The 20,719-nt window shown below is 69.1% G+C and carries 20 protein-coding genes and 1 pseudogene; 10 read left to right on the top strand and 11 right to left on the bottom strand.

What is annotated here, in order from left to right:
* Window positions 1-8 precede the first annotated feature (8 nt).
* The 3 genes from pstS to ACFOW8_RS06250 all read right to left on the bottom strand — a co-directional run bounded on the left by pstS (window position 9) and on the right by ACFOW8_RS06250 (window position 3,088).
* Window positions 9-1,118: a phosphate ABC transporter substrate-binding protein PstS gene (gene pstS, locus ACFOW8_RS06260; RefSeq protein WP_378546746.1), complete on the bottom strand. Its 1,110-nt coding sequence runs from the start codon at window positions 1,116-1,118 to the stop codon at window positions 9-11.
* Window positions 1,119-1,405: 287 nt separating this feature from the next.
* Window positions 1,406-2,317: a mycothiol synthase gene (gene mshD / locus ACFOW8_RS06255; protein ID WP_378546743.1), complete on the bottom strand. Its 912-nt coding sequence runs from the start codon at window positions 2,315-2,317 to the stop codon at window positions 1,406-1,408.
* 9 nt (window positions 2,318-2,326) lie between these two features.
* Entirely contained in the window at window positions 2,327-3,088 is a 762-nt protein-coding gene (locus ACFOW8_RS06250) for a winged helix-turn-helix transcriptional regulator (protein WP_378546740.1), read from the bottom strand.
* 189 nt (window positions 3,089-3,277) lie between these two features.
* On the opposite strand from ACFOW8_RS06250, the gene ACFOW8_RS06245 reads away from it, so the two are divergent.
* The 6 genes from ACFOW8_RS06245 (at window position 3,278) to ACFOW8_RS06220 (ending at window position 7,418) form a co-directional block, all read left to right on the top strand.
* Window positions 3,278-4,123: an LmeA family phospholipid-binding protein gene (locus tag ACFOW8_RS06245; protein ID WP_378546737.1), complete on the top strand. Its 846-nt coding sequence runs from the start codon at window positions 3,278-3,280 to the stop codon at window positions 4,121-4,123.
* Window positions 4,120-4,554: a thioredoxin family protein gene (locus ACFOW8_RS06240; protein WP_378546734.1), complete on the top strand. Its 435-nt coding sequence runs from the start codon at window positions 4,120-4,122 to the stop codon at window positions 4,552-4,554. Before ACFOW8_RS06245 ends, ACFOW8_RS06240 begins: the two co-directional genes overlap by 4 nt.
* 275 nt (window positions 4,555-4,829) lie before the next feature.
* A complete protein-coding gene (locus ACFOW8_RS06235; RefSeq protein WP_378546731.1) occupies window positions 4,830-5,297 on the top strand; it encodes a DUF4395 domain-containing protein in 468 nt (155 codons plus the stop codon).
* Between the two features lie 29 nt (window positions 5,298-5,326).
* Window positions 5,327-6,160 carry a sulfurtransferase gene (locus ACFOW8_RS06230; RefSeq protein WP_378546728.1) on the top strand — a complete coding sequence of 278 codons (834 nt, stop codon included), beginning with the start codon at window positions 5,327-5,329 and terminating at the stop codon, window positions 6,158-6,160.
* Window positions 6,161-6,165: 5 nt separating this feature from the next.
* Entirely contained in the window at window positions 6,166-6,471 is a 306-nt protein-coding gene (locus ACFOW8_RS06225) for a DUF1416 domain-containing protein (protein ID WP_067492341.1), read from the top strand.
* Window positions 6,472-6,725: 254 nt separating this feature from the next.
* Window positions 6,726-7,418: an FABP family protein gene (locus ACFOW8_RS06220; protein ID WP_378546724.1), complete on the top strand. Its 693-nt coding sequence runs from the start codon at window positions 6,726-6,728 to the stop codon at window positions 7,416-7,418.
* Window positions 7,419-7,463: 45 nt separating this feature from the next.
* Here ACFOW8_RS06220 and ACFOW8_RS06215 read toward each other — a convergent pair whose 3' ends face one another.
* From ACFOW8_RS06215 to ACFOW8_RS06190, 6 genes are all read right to left on the bottom strand, one after another.
* Entirely contained in the window at window positions 7,464-7,595 is a 132-nt protein-coding gene (locus ACFOW8_RS06215; protein ID WP_378546721.1) for a hypothetical protein, read from the bottom strand.
* 596 nt (window positions 7,596-8,191) lie between these two features.
* Complete coding sequence (cydC, locus tag ACFOW8_RS06210) at window positions 8,192-10,024, bottom strand: thiol reductant ABC exporter subunit CydC (protein ID WP_449289761.1); 1,833 nt, start codon at window positions 10,022-10,024, stop codon at window positions 8,192-8,194.
* A gap of 41 nt (window positions 10,025-10,065) precedes the next feature.
* Window positions 10,066-11,943, bottom strand: coding sequence for a thiol reductant ABC exporter subunit CydD (cydD, locus tag ACFOW8_RS06205; protein ID WP_378546716.1), 1,878 nt, complete (start codon window positions 11,941-11,943; stop codon window positions 10,066-10,068).
* A gap of 188 nt (window positions 11,944-12,131) precedes the next feature.
* The gene (gene cydB, locus ACFOW8_RS06200) at window positions 12,132-13,160 is read right to left on the bottom strand and encodes a cytochrome d ubiquinol oxidase subunit II (RefSeq protein WP_378546714.1); all 1,029 of its coding nucleotides are present in this window, start codon (window positions 13,158-13,160) and stop codon (window positions 12,132-12,134) included.
* Between the two features lie 9 nt (window positions 13,161-13,169).
* Window positions 13,170-14,666, bottom strand: a complete 1,497-nt coding sequence (locus tag ACFOW8_RS06195; RefSeq protein WP_378546712.1) for a cytochrome ubiquinol oxidase subunit I — start codon at window positions 14,664-14,666, stop codon at window positions 13,170-13,172.
* Window positions 14,667-14,821: 155 nt separating this feature from the next.
* Window positions 14,822-15,721, bottom strand: coding sequence for an aminodeoxychorismate lyase (locus ACFOW8_RS06190; protein WP_378546710.1), 900 nt, complete (start codon window positions 15,719-15,721; stop codon window positions 14,822-14,824).
* 158 nt (window positions 15,722-15,879) lie between these two features.
* Between ACFOW8_RS06190 and ygfZ the strand changes: the two genes are divergently transcribed.
* The 4 genes from ygfZ (at window position 15,880) to ACFOW8_RS06170 (ending at window position 19,001) form a co-directional block, all read left to right on the top strand.
* The gene (ygfZ, locus tag ACFOW8_RS06185) at window positions 15,880-16,992 is read left to right on the top strand and encodes a CAF17-like 4Fe-4S cluster assembly/insertion protein YgfZ (protein WP_378546708.1); all 1,113 of its coding nucleotides are present in this window, start codon (window positions 15,880-15,882) and stop codon (window positions 16,990-16,992) included.
* On the top strand, window positions 16,989-17,672 hold the full coding sequence (locus ACFOW8_RS06180) for an MOSC domain-containing protein (RefSeq protein WP_378546705.1): 684 nt from the start codon (window positions 16,989-16,991) through the stop codon (window positions 17,670-17,672). The genes ygfZ and ACFOW8_RS06180 overlap by 4 nt, the downstream gene beginning before the upstream one ends.
* A complete protein-coding gene (locus ACFOW8_RS06175; protein ID WP_378546702.1) occupies window positions 17,669-18,619 on the top strand; it encodes an asparaginase in 951 nt (316 codons plus the stop codon). The genes ACFOW8_RS06180 and ACFOW8_RS06175 overlap by 4 nt, the downstream gene beginning before the upstream one ends.
* A 175-nt stretch (window positions 18,620-18,794) precedes the next feature.
* Window positions 18,795-19,001 (top strand): DUF3073 domain-containing protein, encoded by a 207-nt coding sequence (locus ACFOW8_RS06170; protein WP_378546699.1) that lies wholly within the window; start codon window positions 18,795-18,797, stop codon window positions 18,999-19,001.
* Between the two features lie 286 nt (window positions 19,002-19,287).
* Here the strand turns inward: ACFOW8_RS06170 and purM are convergent, their stop codons facing one another.
* Window positions 19,288-20,367 carry a phosphoribosylformylglycinamidine cyclo-ligase gene (purM, locus tag ACFOW8_RS06165; protein ID WP_378546696.1) on the bottom strand — a complete coding sequence of 360 codons (1,080 nt, stop codon included), beginning with the start codon at window positions 20,365-20,367 and terminating at the stop codon, window positions 19,288-19,290.
* 84 nt (window positions 20,368-20,451) lie between these two features.
* Window positions 20,452-20,631: pseudogene (locus tag ACFOW8_RS29130) on the bottom strand (ATP-binding cassette domain-containing protein); the annotation flags it as partial.
* Window positions 20,632-20,719: the final 88 nt, after the last annotated feature.

The following is a 20,719-nucleotide window of genomic DNA, read 5'->3' as shown; positions in this document are numbered from 1 at the left end:
GGAAGCGATCAGGAGATGGCGTTGATCGCGGTGGTCAGCTTGGTCTTGAACTTCTCCGGGATGGAGATGTAGCCGTTGTCCTCGAGCCCGTTCTGGCCGTTGGTGACGGCCGAGGTCAGGAACGCCTTGACGGCGGTCGCGGTGTCGGCGTCGGCGTACTTCGAGCAGACGATCTCGTAGGTCGGCATGACGATCGGGTACGCGCCGGCCTCGGTCGGCTTGTAGAACGAGCTGACGTCGAGGACCAGGTCGTTGCCCTCGCCCTTGATCTTCGCGCCGTCGATGGCCTTACCGGCCGACTCCGTGCTCAGGGTCACCGGCTCCGCCGAGGCAGGGGTGATGATCTGGGCGATCGACAGGTTCTGCGCCTTGGCGAACGACCACTCGTTGTAGGTGATCGCGTTCTTGGTGCTCTTCACCGCGGCCGAGGTGCCCTCGTTGCCCTTGGCGCCCTCGCCGACACCACCGTTGAAGGTCTTACCGGTCTCCTTGCCCCAGGCGCCGTCGGACGCGGCGTCGAGGTAGAGCTGGAAGTTGTCGGTGGTACCCGACTCGTCGGAGCGGAAGATCACGGCGATCGGCTCGGCGGGCAGCGCGGCGTTCGGGTTGAGCGCCTTGATCTCGGGGGCGTCCCAGGTGGTGACGGCACCGTTGAACACCTTGGCGGCGGTCGGGCCGTCGAGGACCAGGTCGGTCACACCGTCGATGTTGTAGGTGATGGCGATCGGGCCGAAGACGGTGGGCAGGTTCCACGCGGTGGAACCGCAGCGCTCCTGCGCCTTGGCCGGCTCGTCCTTGCTTTCCTTCAGCGGCGAATCGGAGCCTGCGAAGTCGGTCTGGCCGCCGATGAACTCCTTGACGCCCGCGCCCGAGCCACTGGAGGTGTAGTTCAGGGTCGCGCCATCGCAGTTGGCCTCGTAGGCGGCGATGAAGCGCTCCATGGCGTTCTTCTGCGCCGAGGAACCGCTGGCCGCGAGAGCCTGCTTGCCACCGCACTCGACACTGGTGTTGGCAGTCATGCCGTTGTCGGTCGCGTTGTCATCGCTGCCACAGGCGGTCATGGTCATGGCACCCGCGGCGAAGATACCGACAAGGGCGCTGGTGCGCTTGAAGTTCACATTTCCTCCGACATTGCTGACGACTCGCTCGGTCCCTCACCGGCCCGGGCGAGCTGGGCGGTGCAGATCGCGGGTAACGCGCGCACCAGGCGACGACGTGTGCCGCCCAGAAGTAACGTAGGTTCGCGTGGTTGACAGTTGGCCGGACGCGGGTTAACGGAGAATGAACAGCCCAGCGCGGTTTCGGCCACGAATGTGACGTTTGCCCCAGTTTTACTCATGGTTCGCCGGTCAGCCGCCGGATATTCAGCGGCGCGGCAGGGCCGGACCGTCGCATGAGATATCACTCACTGTGGCGCCGTATAGGCCACATCAATATGCGCGGGCGCGAAACCGAGCCTGGTGTAGGTGTGCACAGCGGCCACATTGTCGGCCTCGGTATAGAGCAGCACCTCGGCCGATCCCCTGTCCCGCAGGTACCGCAGACCGGCCGAAGTCAGCAATCGGCCCAGGCCACGGCCCTGCGCGGGCGGATCGATGCCGACTACGTACACTTCACCCGCCGGTGCCGCGTCCTGATGCACCTTGGTCCAGTGAAAGCCGAGCAGACGGGCCGGATCGGCGACGTCGAAGGCGAGGAACAGGCCCGCTGGGTCGAACCACGATTCGGCGCGGCGGGCCGCGATATCGCGTTCGGTCCAGCCGCCCTGCTCGGGGTGCCAGGCGAACGCGGCGTTGTTCACCCGCAGCAGTTCGGCGTCGTCGACGGGTCCCTGGTAGGTCCGCAGGAGCAGGTCGTCCGGCACCGTCAATTCCGGTAGCTCAGGAGTTGCCAGCGATCGGCGCATCTGCCAGAGCTCACGTGCTGTGACCAAGTCGAGGCGGGTTGCCAGCGCCTTGGCGGCGGGCAGATCACCATGGGCCCAGACCCGGGTGCCGGTGCCGCCTTCGGCCAGCGCGACCCGAACCAGATCGGTACCGATCCCGGCCCGGCGAGCCGACGGATCCACCGCGACCTCGACCATCGCCGGGTGCTCACCATGGGCCGCGACGAGATTGGCATAGCCGACCAGCTCACCGTCACGCTCGGCGAGCAGATGCCGGGTCGCGCTGTCGGTGTCTGCCAGCGAGAGGACCACCTGCTCCGAGACCGGCGCCACCCCGTCGGCGGTGTTCGCGCGGTCGAGCAGGGCACGGATCCTGGTCGCTACCTCGGGTTCGACCCGATCGGTCCAGGTCATGGTTGCCGTCTGCGCCATCGGATGCCGCTACTGCGCGGTGCCGTTGATCGGGGTCAGCGAATCGTCGCCGTCGACGTCGGAGTCGGGGAAACTCACCGACTCACCCTTCGTGGCAGGCGTCCGGGCCGGGCGCACCGCCTTGTAGCCGACATTGCGGACCGTGCCGATCAGCGACTCGTATTCGCTGCCGAGCTTGGCGCGCAGGCGCCGCACGTGCACGTCGACGGTGCGGGTGCCGCCGAAGAAGTCGTAGCCCCACACCTCCTGCAGCAGCTGGGCGCGGGTGAACACCCGGCCCGCGTGCTGGGCCAGGTACTTGAGCAGCTCGAATTCCTTGTAGGTGAGGTCGAGCGGACGGCCGCGCAGCCGGGCGGTGTAGGTACCCTCGTCGATCACCAGCTCGCCGAGGGTGATCTTGCCCGTGTTCTCCGGGCTGGCCACGCCGCCGTTGCGGCCGACCAGCAGCCGTAGACGCGCGTCGAGTTCGGCGGGACCGGTACCGGGCAGCAGGATGTCGTCCAGGCCCCAGTCCGCGTTGACGGCCACCAGCCCACCCTCGGTGAGCACCGCGACGACCGGCACCGACGACCCGGTGCTGCCGAGCAGCCTGCACAACCCGCGCGCGGCGGCCAGGTCGGTTCTGGCGTCGACCAGCGCCACATCGGCGCTACCCGCCTCGAGCAGAGACGACACCTCGGTCGGCGCGGGCCGCACGTTGTGCGCCAGCAGCGACAACGAGGGCAGCACCGAATCCGGGTTGGGGTCGGAGGTCAGTAGGAGCAGCTCCACCGGGCTCTCCTCCTATCTCGTGGCTCCGCGGACGACAGCAGCCGCGTAGCTACGTCGCCGAAACACAGGTAAGTCGTGTGCAACATTAGCCCCTGAACCGCCACGACCTCGCACCATGTCCGTTCGACGCGCCTTCGCAGCGCCACTCCGCCCCCATCGCGCCGGGTGCGCGCGGCTAGGGTGGGCACCATGCGCAAGCTGATCATCGGGCTGCTGTGCCTGGCCGGTGTGGCGGTGGTGATCGATTTCGGCGCCGCCGCCTACACGGAGTACCACGTGTCGCGGCAGCTGCGAGCCGGAGCCGAACTGTCGGCCGACCCCGAAGTGACCATCAAGGGTTTCCCGTTCGTCGCCCAGGCCATGTCGGGCCGCTACGACGACGTGCTGATCCGCGCCAGGAGCAACCGCCCCGACATCCCCGGCGAGATCGCGCTCGAGGCCAATCTCTACGGTCTGCACGCTCCGGTTGGTCAGCTACTCGACGGCACCGCGGGCACGATGGCGGTCGACCGGGTCGAGGCGCAGATGGCGATCGAGCCGATCGAACTCGGCCGCCTCTTCGGCATCCCCGACCTGCAGGTACTCGGCCCGCCGGCGGACAAGTCCGACGGCACCGGTGGCTCCGGCGGTTCCGGGCTGACCACCGCGGGCGCCCACGTGCTCAAGGGCAGCCTGCCGGTGGCGGCGGACGGGCGCATCCTGCCGGTCGGCGTCACCCCCGGCAGCACAGCCACCAAGGTCGAAGTCCAGGTCGAAGCCGATCTGCTGCTCGACGGCGACCAGATCCGCATCCAGGCCACCCGCTTCTACACCGACCGCACCGCCACCACCGATACCCCGGCGTCGGCGACCAAGTCCGAGATCCTCGACGAGGATCGTCCGGCCGTGCTCGAGCGGTTCAGCCGTACGATCGATACGAAGGAACTGCCGTTCGGCATCGCCCCCACCGAAGTGGAGGCCAAAGGTGGCCAGATCATCGTGTACGGGATCGGCCGCTCCATGACCATCGACCTGGACCAGTTGCAGCAACCATGATCGAACTCGCCATCCTCGCCGTCATCGTGCTCGCCGCCGTCGCGGTCGGCCTGCTGTTGCGGCGCAACCAGGGCCGGATGCGGCCCGCAGGCCTCGACCCGGACACCGCGCAGCGCGCGAGGCTGCTCGACGCGGCTGGCGTCACCGGGGCGGCCCCTGCGGTGCTGCACTTCTCGGCCGAGTGGTGCGGGCCGTGCGAGGCGGTCCGCCGGGTCGTCGCCGGGGTCACCGCCGAGCTGTCGGACTCACCGAATGCCCCGCGCGACATCGAGATCGATATCGACGCCGATCCCGCGCTGGCCCGGGAACTGAACGTGCTCTCCCTGCCTACGACCTTCGTCTTCGACGCCGAGGGCAAGGAGCGTTTCCGCATCTCCGGCGTACCGAAGGCCGGCGATCTGCGCACCGCGCTCGAGCCGCTGACGGTGTGATCCAGCCCCCACTACAGGGGGGCCGGGACATTTCCCGAGAAGACCGGGTAAACTACCTCTCGTGCAATCCGACCACGAGCTGATGCTCACCCGACGCCGCACAGTTGATCTGTGTCGCCTCGGTGGTTGTTGCTGCCTGTGCCGCTGAACGGTCGGCTGTCTCACCTCGAGATTCCTGACGCCGACCTATGTCCGCCGCGCGAGTGATCGTCTCGATCCCCCGGCGAACTGGCAGATCCGAAGTCAACAGACTCATCAGCGCAGGAGTTCGCACCATGACCACTTCTCTCGATTCCCCACAGCGTGTCGACGTCCGCGGGCCCCGTTTCGTGGCCTGGGTGACCACCGGCGTGCTGGTTCTGGTGCTCGTCGCCGCCGCCTTCGCTCCCGTCGCCGCCGCGATCCTGATCGGCCTGCAGGCCGTGGTGTTCGCGATCGGCGCGTCGGCGGGCCCGGCCAAGCACCCCTACGGCCGGATCTACGCGGCGCTCATCGCGCCGCGGCTCGGTCGGCCCACCGAGACCGAACCGGTGCCGCCGCTGCGTTTCGCGCAGCTGCTCGGCTTCGCGTTCGCCGGTCTCGCCCTGCTGGGCTTCGTGCTCGGCTCCCCGATCGTCGGCGCGGTGTTCGCCGGCTTCGCCCTGTTCGCGGCGTTGTTGAACGCGGCGTTCGGGGTCTGCCTCGGCTGCCAGATCTATCCGTTGGTAGCCCGTCTCCGCCGGCATGCCCCGGCACCGAACTGACCCTGCAAGTCATCTCTGAAAGGAACAACATGGCTCGCTCCGATGTCCTGGTCTCCGTTGACTGGGCCGAAGAGAACCTCAACGCCCCCGGCGTCGTCTTCGTCGAGGTCGACGAGGACACCTCCGCCTACGAGGGTGGCCACATCGAGGGCGCCGTCCGGCTGGACTGGAAGACCGACCTGCAGGATCAGGTTCGTCGTGACTTCGTGAACCAGGAGCAGTTCTCCGACCTGCTCTCGGCGCGTGGCATCGCCAACGACGACACCGTCGTGCTGTACGGCGGCAACAACAACTGGTTCGCCGCGTACGCCTACTGGTACTTCAAGCTGTACGGCCACAACGACGTCAAGCTGCTCGACGGCGGCCGCAAGAAGTGGGAGCTCGACGGTCGTCCGCTCTCGCGTGACGCGGTCTCGCGCCCGGCCACCCAGTACAAGGCCGCCGCGCCCGACAACTCGATCCGCGCGTTCCGCGACGAGGTCATCGCGGCCATCGGCACCAAGAACCTGGTCGACGTGCGCAGCCCCGACGAGTTCTCCGGCAAGATCCTGGCTCCCGCGCACCTGCCGCAGGAGCAGAGCCAGCGTCCCGGCCACATCCCGGGCGCGATCAACGTGCCGTGGAGCAAGGCGGCCAACGAGGACGGCACCTTCCGTTCCGATGCCGAGCTCGCCGAGCTCTACCAGGATGCGGGCCTGGACGGCGAGAAGGAGACCATCGCCTACTGCCGCATCGGCGAGCGTTCCTCGCACACCTGGTTCGTGCTGCAGGAGCTGCTCGGCCACCAGAACGTCAAGAACTACGACGGCAGCTGGACCGAATACGGCTCGCTCGTCGGTGCACCTATCGAGTTGGGAGCGTAATCAATATGTGTGCAGCACCTACCCAGGGTCAGGCCATTCCCGCCGGCGTCGACGTGGAGAAGGAGACGGTCATCACCGGCCGCGTCCTGAGCACCGACGGTCAGCCGGTCGGCGGCGCGTTCGTGCGTCTGCTCGACGGCAACGGTGACTTCACCGCCGAGGTCGTCGCCTCCGGCACCGGTGACTTCCGATTCTTCGCCGCGCCGGGTTCGTGGACCCTGCGCGCGCTGTCGGCGTCGGGCAACGGCTCGGCCGAGGTCCGCCCCGAGGGCGCGGGCATCCACTCGGTGGACGTCGCGGTCGCGAAGTAGTAAGCCTCACACGGCCCTGGTAGTTCCCGTGCGGGAACCGCCAGGGCCGTTGTCGTATCCGCGCGAGGCAGTCGCTAGACTCCGATTCGTGGTCCTCTTCTTCGAGTTTCTCCTCATCGCCGTGTCGATTCTCATCGGCTGGTTCGGCCTCTACGTCCTCTACCGGCTGTTCACCGAGTCATGAGGGTCGGCCGGAGGCGGCAGCGACGGGTAACCACGCAGGCCGCCGGTCATGACGTCATGGAGTCGGTGTCATGAGCGGACTCGCGAGCGAGGGTTCCGATCCGGCCGAGCGAGCGAGTGACACAGCAGGCGCTCCGGCCGAGCGTCGAAGCGGCGACGAGGCGGTGAACATCGCTGCCGAGCGCGCCAAAGAGACCGGCGTCCGAAATATTTCGGTCCTGCCGGATCTTCCGCTGCCCGAGGACACCGCGAATCTGCGTGAGGGTCCCGACCTGAACCACGCCATGCTGGCGTTGCTGCCGATGGTCGGCGTGTGGCGCGGCGAGGGTGAGGGCAACCATCCCACCGATGGCGACTACCGCTTCGGTCAGCAGATCGTGGTCTCCCACGACGGCGGCGACTACTTGGTCTGGGAATCGCAGACCTGGAAGCTCGACGGCGAGGGCAACTACGAGCGCCCCGATCTGCGCGAGAGCGGTTTCTGGCGGGTCGGCACCGACGGTGACGACGAGATGCTGGAACTGCTGCTCACCCACAGCTCCGGCATCGTCGAGCTGTTCTACGGCACTGCCCGCACCCAGTCGTCCTGGGAACTGGCCACCGACGTGGTGATCCGCAGCCAGTCCGGCGCGGTCGTCGGCGGCGCCAAGCGGTTGTACGGCATCGTCGAGGGTGGGGACCTGGCGTACGTCGAGGAACGGGTGGACGCCGACGGCGCACTCGAGCCTCGTCTGTCGGCGCGGTTGCAGCGCTACATCGGCTGAGAATTCCCCGGTGTCCCACCCGCTACCGGGTGGGACACCGACGGTTCAGCCGCGCTCCTTGGCGGTGGTCAAGTCGATGTCGATATCGAACGGGGAGACCGTCTTCAACCGGTCGTGGTAGATCCCGACCGGGACATAGCGGGTAGAGACGGTGTCGAGCTCATAGGCGTAGACCACGACACGGTCTTCCGAGCTGCGTTCGACCCGCCAGAAGTGGGGGATGCCTGCCTTCGCATACTTCCCCGGCTGGGCAGGTCATGCATCTGCAGGAAGTCGTCAACGGTGAACCCACCGGCGCGTGGGATCGGCCACTCGTGCACCGGGTCGACGGTCATGGCGCCATCGTAGCGGTGCACACCGCCGCTGTTCAGGGAGTTTCCTCCGGACATGGAGCGACCCCCGAGCCATACCGCCGCGTTCCGGGGAACGCGACGGTCCCGGTTGGATACTCCGGGGACTCGGGGGTCGGGTGACTGCCTGGGATTCGCTCAGCGCACCGCTGGGGAAACCCGCAGTGGTGGTGCTAGCGGGCAGCCACCTCACGCATCCGATGAATAACCATTCCTCAGATCACCTCCTCTCTTGTGTACCGATGAATTTATCGTCGTGCCGGGTTCTCGGCAATCGAATTAATCGCGGTGCTGAGCTGGGCGGATGCCGATCGCCGAGCCGACGTCCACGGCCGCGCTGCGCGCACACAATCGCGTCGATCTGTGGAATCCGGGACCAGAGGAGCGTTTTGTGGTCGCTTGGCGTGTACCTCGAACCGCAACTCAACCGCGACGACGAGGGGCAGCCTCCACCGCAACGACCACGTCGGCACAATGCCCATCGGGAAGCTGATGGGTGACGACGACAACGGTGCGTTCCGGTTCGACGAGTCCGCTGTCGACGTCGAGTAGATCACGCAGTAGCCGCTCGCCCTCGGCGGCGGCGAGGTGTTCGGTCGGCTCGTCCAGCAGCAGGGTCTGTGCCGGGGAAACGAGGGCGCGGGCAAGCAGGAGACGGCGCCGCTGCCCGCCGGAAACGGCGGCGGCGCCACCGGCGAGGGTGGTGTGGACGCCGTCGCGCAGCGACTCCAGCCATGGTCCGAGTCCGACCGCCCGCAGGGCCCGCTCGGCGTCGGCAACCGTGAGATCGCCCCTGGCGACCCGCAAATTCTCCAGGATCGAGGTGCTGAACAGGTGCGCGTCCTCGGCGAAGAAGGTGACACCGGCACGCGGCGTATCGAACAGCCCGGCCCAGCGCATCAACAGCGTGGTCTTACCTGCCCCGCTCGGCCCGACGACAGCGATCCGGCGACCGTCGGGCAGTGGTACGGCGTCCTCGGCAAAGTAGTTACGGCGGTCGCTTTCTCGCCGGGCCCCACCGCCGACGGCCTCCGCCAGCCCGCCGCTCTCACCCACCGCACCGCCGCTCTCGCCCGCCGCACCGCCGCTTCCGCCCGCCGCACCACCGCTCTCACCCACCGCACCACCGCTTCCGCCACCGTGGGTGGCGGCGAGGCGGTGTAGGGCCGCGCGGGAGGTGGTGAGGGCGGTAGCGGCGGCAGGGAGGACGCCGACCGCTTCGAAGGCGGATAGGGGGACGAGGACGAGAATGGTGAGGGCCATCGGGGTCATGCCGCCGGGGAGCCCGCCGGTTGGGCCGTAGGCGGCGATGCCGACCAGGAGAGCGCCGAGCGCGCTGACGCCGAGCGCAAAGGGGTTCGCGGCGGCGGCCCAGGCGCTGTGCTCGGCGGCGGTGTCCTCGGCGAGTACGGCCCGGCGGGTCGCCGTGTCGGCTTTGGCGAGTGCTGTCTCCAGCTTGCCCGCCACGCGCAGTTCGGGCGCGTGGTCGAGCACGGTGAGCGCCTCGGCGGTGAATTCGGCCCGGTCCGCCTGCACCGCCTCGTCGGCTTCCCTGGCCGCCAGCCCGGACAGCCACGGCGCGAGGATCCCCGATACCGCGAGGGCGAGCGCCAGGATCACCGCGGCGGGCACCGAGATGAACGCGATCAGCGCGACCGCGGCGAGCGAGAGCACCACCGCCACCGCGACGGGCACCAGCACCCGTACCACCACCGCGCCGAGGTCGTCGATATCCCGGCCGACCCGGACCAGGAGATCGCCACGCCGGAACTCCGCCAGCTCACCTCCGCCCCGGCCCGCGGCGTCAGCGCCGGCACCACGACTCGTGTCTGCGCCGGCGCGCCAGCGCGCCACCGCGGACTCGTCACCGGTTGTTCCGCCGCCGCGGGCGAAGGTTGTGCCACTGTCGACGGCGTCGAGCACCGCGGGCGCACGGTCGGCGGAGGTGCTACGCCACCACCAGATATTCGAATGCGCGAGCTGCCGGTACACCGTGGTGCGGGCCGTGGTCATGGCCCGCAGCGCCACATCGTGGGAGGCCAGGCGTTCGAGGTAGCGGCAGAGCCCGCGTGAAATGCCGAGCGCCCGTACCGAAGTCACCGCGACGCTCAGGTACAGCACCGGCGGCATCTGCCAGGCCCGCGCGATCAACCAGGCCGCGAGCGCCGCCAGCGCGAGCCCGCTGCCCAGCGCTGCCACCCCCCACGCGATCGCCACGATGACACGCCACACCGAAAGGTCGAGCAGGCGCCACATCTCCCGCAGATCCCGTCCGAGCCGAACCCGATCCTCCGACATCACCGCACCGACACCCCCGCCTGATCGTCCGCCTCCGCACCGGCTGCCGATTCTCGATCGCCGAGGTGGCTGTCGAGCATCGGGTGTGCTCCGCCAACCGCATCAGGATCCGGTCGACCGGCACTGCCCGTTCCGGCACTCGGCGGCTCGGTGCCACCGGGCCGATCGGGCAGGGCGACGTCCGAATCCGGCGTCCCCGCGCTTCCGGCGACCCGGATGACGACATCCCCTGCGGCGAGCACGGTCGGGCGGTGGCCGACGACGACGACCGTCGCGCCGTCGGCGGCGAGAGTGCGCAAGGTGGCCAGGACATGTTGTTCGGCTGCGGAATCGAGATGGGCGGTGGGTTCGTCGAGCAGGAGGATCCGGCGGCGGGCGGCCAGTACCCGAGTGAGGGCGAGGCGCTGGCGTTCGCCGAGGGACAGGCCGACGCCGCCCTGGCCGACCACCGTGTCCCAGCGGTCGGGGAGGGCCGCGAGGACGCGATCGAATCCCGTTGTAGCACTTATCTCGTCGAGGTGTGCGGCATCGATACCGGTACGCGCGCCGAGGAGTTCGACGTTCTCGCGCAGCGTGCCGGGGACAAGCACGGGCCGCTGCGGCAGCCAGGCGATGCGGCCCCACCAGGTGTCGGGGTCGAGTTCGCGGACATCGGCGCCGTCGACGTCGACGGCACCCGCGTCCGGCGTGATGAGGCCCAGGATCGCCTGGAGGGTGGTCGATTTCCCGCATCCGTTCGGCCCGGTGAGCACGGTGACGGTGCCCGGAGCGAGCACAGCGCTCAGCCGGTCGGGCGCGTTTCCGCCACGCGCGCCGACCGTGAGCTCACGCAGCACGATTCCCGCACGAGCCGATGCCGAGCAAGGCGCGGCCGCAGCGACACCGCCCGACGCTTCGTTCGACACCGCCGCCGCCCCGCGCGAATCCAGCACCGCGAACGCCTTGTCCGCGGCCGCCATCCCGTCCTGCGCGGCATGGAACTTCTCCCCCACCTGCCGCAGCGGCCAGTACACCTCCGGCGCGAGGATCAGTGCCACCAGCCCGGCGTACAGCGTCATCTCCCCGTAGACCAGCCGCAACCCGATCGCCACCGCGATCAACGCGACGCTCAGGGTCGCCAGCGATTCCAGCACCATCGAGGACAGGAAGGCCATCCGCAACGCGCGCATGGTGCGCTGCCGCAGCGAATCACCGAGGGCGCGGACCTGATCCACCATGCTCGGACCCGTCGGCCCCTCGCGGCCGAGGGCGCGCAGGGTCGGCATTCCGGCGAACAGGTCGAGCAGCTGATCGGACAGGCGGGTGGTCGCGGCCAGGGTGGCCTCGGCTCGCCCTTGGGTGAGCAGACCGATGAGCACCATGAACAGCGGGATCAGCGGCACCGTGATGACGGCGATCAGCGCCGAGGTCGGGTCGTGCACGGCGATGACGACCAGCACGATCGGCGGGACGAGACAGGCGAGCAGCAGGGCTGGCAAATAGCCGGTGAACCAGCCGCGCAGCCCGTTCAGGCCGTTGCCGACCACCACGGCGAGTTCGGTGCGCCGGGTGTCGAGTTCGCGTGGCGAGAGTTCGGCGCCCGCCCGCAGTACCGCCGACTCGAGCTCGGCGACCACCGACGCCCCGGCTCGGTGCGCGAGCCGCGCCTGCCACCAGGTGGCCGCCCCACGCACCGCCACCGCGATCGCGATGCCGAGCAATTCCGCTGTCCACGCACCGAATTCGCGCGAACTCGGATCGGTGATGACACCGGCGAGCACCCGGCCGAGCAGCACCGCGAGCACCACGATGCTCGCCGTGATCACCAGCGCGAGGAGCACCGCCACCACGAGGTGCGGCCGCGCCGTGCGGGCATAGCGCAACAGCCTGGGGTCCACCGGTGCACGCCGGGGCTTGGGCCGGGTACCAGGCGAGCGCACGTCGTCCCCCGCCGCCGGCCCACGCTCGCCTGCTACCGGCCCGCGCTCACCCGCCACCGACCCGTCGCCTACCGAAGTCGACTCCGCCGACGACATCGCCCCACCGACACCGGCCGGGCCGTCGGACGATCTCGCCGACCCCATGCTCAGTCTCCGCTGGTCAGCGTCAACCCGGTCGGCGCGGGAATCTGCTCGACGGTCAGCCGCTTGCGGAACACCCAGTACGTCCACCCCTGGTACACCAGTACCACCGGGGTGGCGAGCACGGCGGCCCAGCTCATCACCTTCAGCGTGTACGGCGAAGACGACGCGTTGTAGACGGTGAGGTCGAACATCGGGTCGATGGTCGATGGCAGCACGTTCGGGAACATCGAGCCGACGATGAGCGCGGTGGCCCCGATGACGGTGATCGCGGTACCGACGAACGCCCAGCCGTCGCGACCCGCCGCATTGGCCGCGCCGGTCAGCAGCAGCCCGAGTACCGCTGCCACCAGGGCGATCCAGGTCCAGCCGGTGCCGTAGGCGAGCTGGGTCCACAGCCCGAACGCGCCGACCACCACCGCGGTCGGCACGAGCAGCAGCCGCGCGACCCGCTGCGCGTCGGCCCGCACCTCGCCGCCGGTCTTGAGCACCAGGAACACCGCGCCGTGCAGCGCGAACAGGATGCCGGTGGCCAGGCCGCCGAGCAGTGCGTAGGGGCTGAGCAGATCCCACACCGAGCCGACGATCTGCCGGTCGGCGTTCAGCGGCACCCCGCGCACCAGGTTCGCGAACACCCAGCCCCAGGCCAGCGCCGGAATCCAGGACCCGATGCCGATGCCGACGTCACACCAGGCCCGCCACTTGGGGTCGTTGATCTTGGCCCGGTATTCGATCGCGCAGATGCGCAGGATCAGCGCCACCAGCAACAGCAGCAGCGCCAGGTAGAACCCGGAGAACATGCTCGCGTACCACTCTGGGAAGGCGGCGAACATCGCGCCACCGGCTGTGATCAGCCACACCTCGTTGCCGTCCCACACTGGTCCGATCGTGTTGAGCACGACGCGGCGGCGGGTGTCGGAGCCCTTGCCGAGGATCGGCATCAGCATGCCGACGCCGAAGTCGAAGCCCTCGAGCACGAAGTAACCGGTGAACAGCACGCCGATCAGGACGAACCAGAATTCCTGCAAACCCATGGCTGGCTCCTAGTACGCGAAGGAAAGTTGTTCGACGGCAGGCCCTTCCGGCTTGTGGTGCCTGCCGGTCGGCGGACCGTCGGGGCCGTCCTCCGGTGGGGTCGGTGCCGGTTCGTCGGGACCGGCGATCGTGTAGCGCCGGATCAGGTAGAACCACACGATCGCGAGCAAGCCGTAGACCAGGGTGAACACGATCAGCGAGAACCACACGGTGGCGGTGGCGTGGTCGGAGACCGCCTGCTGCACCGTCATTCTGATGTTCGGGTCCCCGGTCGGGTTGGGGACCACCGCCCACGGCTGGCGTCCCATCTCGGTGAACACCCAGCCCGCGCTGTTGGCCAGGAACGGGGTGGGGATCGCGAGCAGGCTCAGCCAGGAGAACCAGCGCTGATCGGGCACCCGGCCGCCGCGCGTCACCCAGAACCCGGCGAGCAGCAGCGCCACCGAGCCCGCCGCGAGACCGATCATGGCGCGGAAGGACCAATAGGTGACGAACAGGTTCGGCCGGTAGTCGCCCGGACCGTATTTCACCTTGTACGTTTCCTGCAGGTCGACGACGCCGTCGAGGGTCACCCCGGTGAACTCACCCTTGGCCAGGTACGGCAGCACATAGGGCACTTCGAGCACGTGCGTGACGCTGTCGCAGTTGTTGTGGGTACCGACGGTGAGGATGGAGAAGTCCGGGTCGGTTTCGGTGTGGCACAACGATTCCGCCGAGGCCATCTTCATCGGCTGCTGTTCGAACATCAGCTTGCCCTGGATGTCGCCGGTGAAGATCAGCGCGACACCGGAGATGGCCACCACCACCAGCGAGGCTCGTCCGACGGGTCGCCACATGGTGCGCGCCTCCGCGAGTTTCGCCGGATCACCACTGCGCGCGTTGCGCACCATCCACCAGCCCGCGATACCGGCGACGAAGGTGCCCGCCGTGAGGAAGGCGCCAGCGATGACGTGTGGGAAGGCGGCGAGCGTCGTGTTGTTGGTGAGCAGTGCCCAGATGCTCTCCAGCTCGGCGCGACCGGTCTCGGGGTTGTAGCGCGCGCCGACGGGGTGCTGCATGAACGAGTTGGCGGCGACGATGAAGTAGGCGGAGGCGTTCACGCCGAACGCGACGATCCAGATGGTGGCCAGGTGCAGCAGTTTCGGTAGCCGCGTCCAGCCGAAGATCCACAGGCCGATGAACGTCGACTCCATGAAGAAGGCGATCAGCGCTTCCAGCGCGAGCGGGGCGCCGAAGACGTCGCCGATGAAGCGGGAGTACTCGCTCCAGTTCATCCCGAACTGGAATTCCTGCACGATGCCGGTGGCGACACCGAGCGCGAAGTTGATCAGGAACAGCTTGCCGAAGAACTTGGTGAGCCGGTACCAGTGTTCCTTGCCGGTGACCACCCATGCGGTCTGCATCATGGCGATCAGAGGCGCCAGACCGATGGTGAGCGGAACGAAGATGAAGTGGTAGACGGTAGTGATACCGAACTGCCACCGGGAGACGTCCAGCGTGTCCATCCGACCTCCAGCCACTACTACGACATGTCGTAGTAGATCGTACGCCTTCGGTCACCCTCCCTCGACGTGACAACGGACACGACACGCCGAAAAGTTGCCGCACGATTGGATATCCGTGCGCCGCGGGGGCACCCCACCCGTGCCCCGTACCCGGCTCACCAGTCCCCGATGGTCCCCGGATTGTCGATGCCGAGGTCGACCATCTGCCTGATCTCGTCGGCATTGTCCGGCGCCGACATCCGCACCCCGTCCAGCTGATTCACCCGCGCGGCGAGCGTGATGCTCGACAGTAGCCAGATGCTGTCGCAGTCGAACAGGTCGGCGGTGAACAGCGACTGGTACTTGCACTCCCAGCCCTTCTTCTCCGCGACGGCGAACAGCGAACGCTGGGTGACCCCCGGCAGCACACCGATTTTCGCGGGCGGGGTGATGAGCTGCTTGTCGCGCGCGATCACCACCGTCGAACGCGGGCCCTCCAGCACCCGGTGTTCGGTGCTGTGGAAGATCACGTCCTCGGCGCCCATCCGCCGCGCGAACCGCAGCGCGGCCATATTGGTCGCGTACGACAGGGTCTTCGCGCCGAGCAGCTGCCACGGCGCCGCCTGCGCCAGATCGACCGAGATGCCGCGCGCCAGCGACATCACCTTCACGCCTTCGGCGCGGGCCGTGGCGACGCGAGCGGGAACCGGGGAGACGAGCACGTACGCGGTCGGCTTCGGGTCCGGCGATGCCAGGCTCGGCGTGTCGTATTCGGAGTCGCGGCCGCGGGTGTAGATGAGCCGGAGCATGCCCTCCTCGTCCTCGCCCCACTCCTTACACGCCGCCTCCACCGCGGAGCGCCACTTCGACAGCCCCGGCTCGGGTAGGTCGAGCGCCTGGGCCGAGCGGCGCAACCTGGCCAGGTGGAATTCCAGCGCGGTGGCCGTGCCGCCGCGCACCAAAACTGTCTCGAAGACGCCATCGCCGCGCAGGGCGCCGATGTCGTCGGCGTAAAGCGACGGCGCGTCCGCATCAGCGACCGCGCCGTCGAGTGTCACAAGAACCCGTTCTCCCATGTGACGAGCGTAGGCGTTATCGGTCCGTTATGCCTACGGCTGCGCAGATCGGCATGCTCGGGCGGCCGCACCGGCTCGCACGTCTCCTCCCCGCTCGCCGACCACCGATCGGACGCCCGGCTGCGGCGCGTATCGGAGGACGCGCCTACAGTGGTGGTGTGTCGGTGGTCGTCGCCCCCAGTCCTGTTCTCCACACTCCGGGTGCCGTCGCGGGTGCTCCCGGCTCGCCCGATGCGGCGGTCGCCTGGCATTACGGCGATCCGTTCGGCGAGCAGAAGGCCGCTGTCGCGCGGGTCGCGGTGGTCGACCGCTCGCATCGCAGTGTCGCCACGATCACCGGTGCCGAGCGGCTGAGCTGGCTGCACACCATCACCAGTCAGCACATCGCCGCACTGCCGAACGGGCACAGCGCCGAGAATCTCGACCTCGATCTGAACGGCCGCGTGCAGCACCACTTCGTGCTCACCGACCTGGACGGCACGGTCTGGCTCGACACCGAGGCCGACCGCGGCCCCGAGTTGCTCGCCTTCCTGCAGAAGATGGTCTTCTGGGCCGATGCCAAGCCGGCGGCCGCGCCCGAACAGGCGGTACTGAGCCTGCTCGGGCCACAGGTGAACACCCTGCTCGACACGCTCGGCATCGCCGAGCTGCCGGGCGTCTACGAGGCCGTCGCGGTGCCGGGTGGCTTCCTGCGGCGCATGCCGTGGCCGGGTGCCGACTCCTTCGATCTGGTCATCCCGCGCGCCGAGCTCACCGACTGGTGGGCCAGGCTCACCGCCGCCGGAGCCACACCGGCGGGCATGTGGGCCTACGAGGCGCTGCGGGTGGCCGATCTGCGTCCCCGCATCGGCATCGACACCGACGAGCGCACCATCCCGCACGAGGCCCGCTGGATCGGCGGCGTCGACGAGCACGGCGCCGTCCATCTCGACAAGGGCTGCTACCGCGGCCAGGAAACCGTCGCCAGGGTGCACAACCTGGGCAAGCCGCCGCGCAATCTGGTGCTGCTGCATCTGGACGGTTCCGCCGACGAACGCCCGGCCACCGGCGCCGAGGTCACCGCGGGTGGCCGCACCGTCGGCAGGCTCGGCACGGTGATCGACCACTACGAGCTCGGCCCGATCGCGCTGGCACTGGTGAAGCGCTCGGTGCCCGCGGGCACCGAGCTGGTGGCGGGCAGCATGGCCGCCGCCATCGACCCCGACTCGATCCCGGCCGAGGATGTCGTGCAGCCGGGTCGGGCCGCCGTCGACCGGCTGCGTGGTCGATGAGCCGCCCGCTGATGCGGGTCGGCGATACCGGCCGGGTCGAGGCCGTGTGCGTGGTGCACGCCGAGCTCGCGGTGCGCGGCCGGGTCGGCCGGACCGCGATCGACAAGCGCCCCGTCGATGGCCGGGTTGCCGTGCGGGCGCTCGGCCTCGACGGCGACCACGTGTGCAACACCGTCCACCACGGCGGCGTACATCAGGCCGTGTACGCCTATGCCACGGCCGACGCCGAACGCTGGGCGGGCGAACTCGGCCGCGACCTGCCCGCGGGCTGGTTCGGCGAGAACCTGCGGATCACCGGCCTTCCGCTCAGCGACGCGGTCCTCGGCGCGCACCTGGCCATCGGCGACACCCTGCTCGAGGTGAGCGCGCCCCGCGTCCCGTGCGCGACCTTCCAGGAGTGGTCCGGTGAGCCGCGGTGGGTGAAGCGGTTCGCCCTGCAGGCCGATACCGGCACCTACTTCCGGGTGCGCACCGAGGGCACCGTCGGCGCGGGCGACGTGGCCTCGGTCGTCCACGTCCCCCAGCACGGCATCACCGTGCGCGACCTGTTCACCGGCGCCGACCCCGACCTGCTCGCCCGCCTGCGCACCGAGGAGCCGACCATCTCCGACGACGTGCGGATGCAGATCGACCGGCACACCAGGAGCCGCACCGACATCACGCTGGAGGCCCGCCCATGAGTGTGGAACTGGTCGAGGTCGTCCGGTCCGGTTTCCGCGAGTGCGTGCACCGCGGCTCGGTGGTGCTGCTCGCCGCCGACGGCACCCCGGAGCTCGAGCTCGGCGAGGTGCACGGTCCCATCTTCCCGCGCTCGACCAACAAGCCGTTGCAGGCGCTGACTCTGCTGCGGCACGGCTTCGACCCGGTCGACGACCACGAACTGGCCATCACCACCGCCTCCCATTTCGGTGAGCCCGACCACGTCGCGCTGGTCCGCCGCCTGCTCGACCGGTTCGGCCTCACCCAGGCGGAGCTGGCCTGCCCGCCCGATCTGCCGTTCGACGACCGCGCCCGCGCCGCCGCGCTCACCGGCGCAGGCCCGAGCCCGCTGTACATGAACTGCTCGGGCAAACACGCGGCGATGCTGGCGACCTGCGCGATCAACGGCTGGCCGCGCACCGGATATCTCGACGTCGAGCACCCCTTGCAGCAGGCCGTGCTCGCCACCGTCGCCGACGTCACCGGCGAACCGGAGACCGACCTCGGGATCGACGGCTGCGGCCTGCCGATCGTGCCCGTCTCGCTGATCAATCTCGCGCGCGCGTTCGCCGGTTTCACCACGGCCGAGCCAGGTACCGCGCCGCGCCGGATCGCCGACGCGGTGCGGGCCGATCCGCGAGTGATTTCGGGCACGAACGGCCCGGACCTGCTGGCCATGGCGACGACGCCGGGACTGTTCTGCAAGATCGGCGCCGACGGCGTACACGCGGGCGCGCTGCCCGACGGCAGGGCCTTCGCGTACAAGATCGACGACGGTCACGACCGCGCCAGGATGCCCCTGACGCTGGCGATTCTGCGCAGGCTCGGGGTCGACTGGACCGACGCGCACACCGACCTCGCGGCCACCGCGGTCCTCGGCGGCGACGCCAGAGTCGGTGTGATCCGCGCGATTCCGGGGGTGCTCTGAGACCGGGTGGTCTCGGCGAAGCGGGGGCAAACGGCACCGCTTCGGCAGGTCTTCCCCCACTCCTGGAAGCGCGACCGCCTGACACACGCTAAAGTGTCTGTCAGGAAGAGTATTAATTCGAACGGGGCCGCCAACAAACCCCAGGCCGCCCCGCAGTGACGCGAGGGGGTCAGCCATGGGCCGTGGCCGGGCTAAGGCAAAGCAGACCAAAGTCGCACGTGAGCTCAAGTACAGCTCCGCGCCGACCGACTTCGCGAGCCTTCAGCGCGAGCTGTCGGAGAGTTCCCCCAGGAGTGGTGGACTGCTGTCCGATGAGCACGACGCAGACGAGTCGGCATCCCGTTGGAACGAGGACGACGACTACGACAGCTGGCGCCGCTGACCGAACGCCGGTGAAGGGGGAGGCCGCGGGGCCTCCCCCTTCAGCCGTTGTCCGGTGATCGGCGCCTGGCTCGCAGAAGTACGGCGAACATCCGAAAATAGACGGCGAGCGTCCTGTGCACACACAGGACGCTCGCCGTGTTCGCCGCCTCGAGGCCCCGACCTCCTCGAGCCGACGGGCACTACCCCGCCATCAAGGATTAGCCCTTCGCTGAGGGGACAAACCCCAGCAAACCACGCGAGCCGGGCGCGATCCAGCGCTGCCCGGCTCGGGTGATGAAGCTGACTCAGAACCGGGGGTGATCTCCCAGCAGCACGGCGCGCGGCGCCGCGGCATCGGCGGCCTTCTTGACCTGACCGAGGGTCCAGCAGTCGATGTGCCGGGCGGTGAGCACCGCGAGGGCGCGGTCGGCGTCCTCGGGGGCCACGATCGCGACCATGCCGACGCCCATGTTGAACGTCTTCTCCATCTCGGCCCGCTCGACCCGGCCCCGCTGCGCGATGAGCTTGAACACCGGCGCCGGATTCCAGGTGCCGCGATCCAGCTCGGCCACCAGCCCGGCGGGCAGCACGCGCGCCAGATTGGCGGCCAGCCCGCCACCGGTGACATGCGCGAAGGTGCGCACCTCCGTCTCGGCGATCAGCGCGAGGCAGTCCTTGGCGTAGATGCGGGTGGGCTCGAGCAGTTCCTCACCGAGGGTGCGGCCGAACTCCTCGACATGGCCGGTGAGCGACATGCGGTCGATGTCGAGCAGCACCTTGCGGGCCAGGCTGTAGCCGTTGGAGTGCAGACCGGACGAGCCCATGGCGATCACCACGTCCCCGGGGCGGACCCGGTCGGGACCGAGCACCGAATCGGCCTCGACGACACCGACGCCGGTGGCCGACAGATCGTAGTCGTCCGGGTCCATCAGGCCGGGGTGCTCGGCGGTCTCGCCGCCGAGCAGCGCGCAGCCGGCCTTGATGCAGCCTTCGGCGATGCCGGAGACCAGCTCGGCGACCTTCTCCGGGACGACCTTGCCGATGGCGATGTAGTCCTGCAGGAACAGCGGCTCGGCACCGCAGACCACCAGGTCGTCGACGACCATGGCGACCAGGTCGAGGCCGACGGTGTCGTGCTTGTCCAGCGCCTGGGCGACGGCGATCTTGGTGCCGACGCCGTCGGTGGACGCGGCGAGCAGCGGCTCGCGGTATCCGCCCTTGAGCGCGAACATGCCCGCGAATCCGCCGAGCCCGCCCTGCACCTCGGGTCGGCTGGCCTTCTTCGCCAATGGTCCGAACAACTCGACGGCGCGGTCACCGGCTTCGATGTCCACGCCGGCCGCGGCGTACGAAGCGCCCGCACCGCTTGGGGTCTGTTCAGTCATTGTGGGGGAAAGCTCCAAACCGAATCGGCGGATAGATGCCTAGTAACTCTAAGTGATCCGCGCCTTCAGCTGTCGTGCGGCTCCCGCCTGTACCGACACGTCGAGCGCGCTGGACGGTTCGTCGGCGACGAGCAGGTCCGGGTCCAGTACCAGCGCCCTGGCCAGACCGGCCCGCTGCCGCTGCCCACCCGACAGTGCGTGCGGGTAGCGATTCTGCGCCCCCGCGGGCAGCTGCACATCGTCGAGCAGCGTCGCGACCCTTGCCCGCCCCCGACTCCCCGACCAGCCCGAGAGTCTCCCCCCGGCCGGATCCGCAAGCTCACCTCGTCGACGGCGCGGAAGGCGGGCCGCC

Source organism: Nocardia rhizosphaerae (assembly GCF_042650365.1).
Lineage (GTDB): Bacteria > Actinomycetota > Actinomycetes > Mycobacteriales > Mycobacteriaceae > Nocardia > Nocardia rhizosphaerae.
This window is presented reverse-complemented; position numbering and strand designations above follow the sequence as displayed.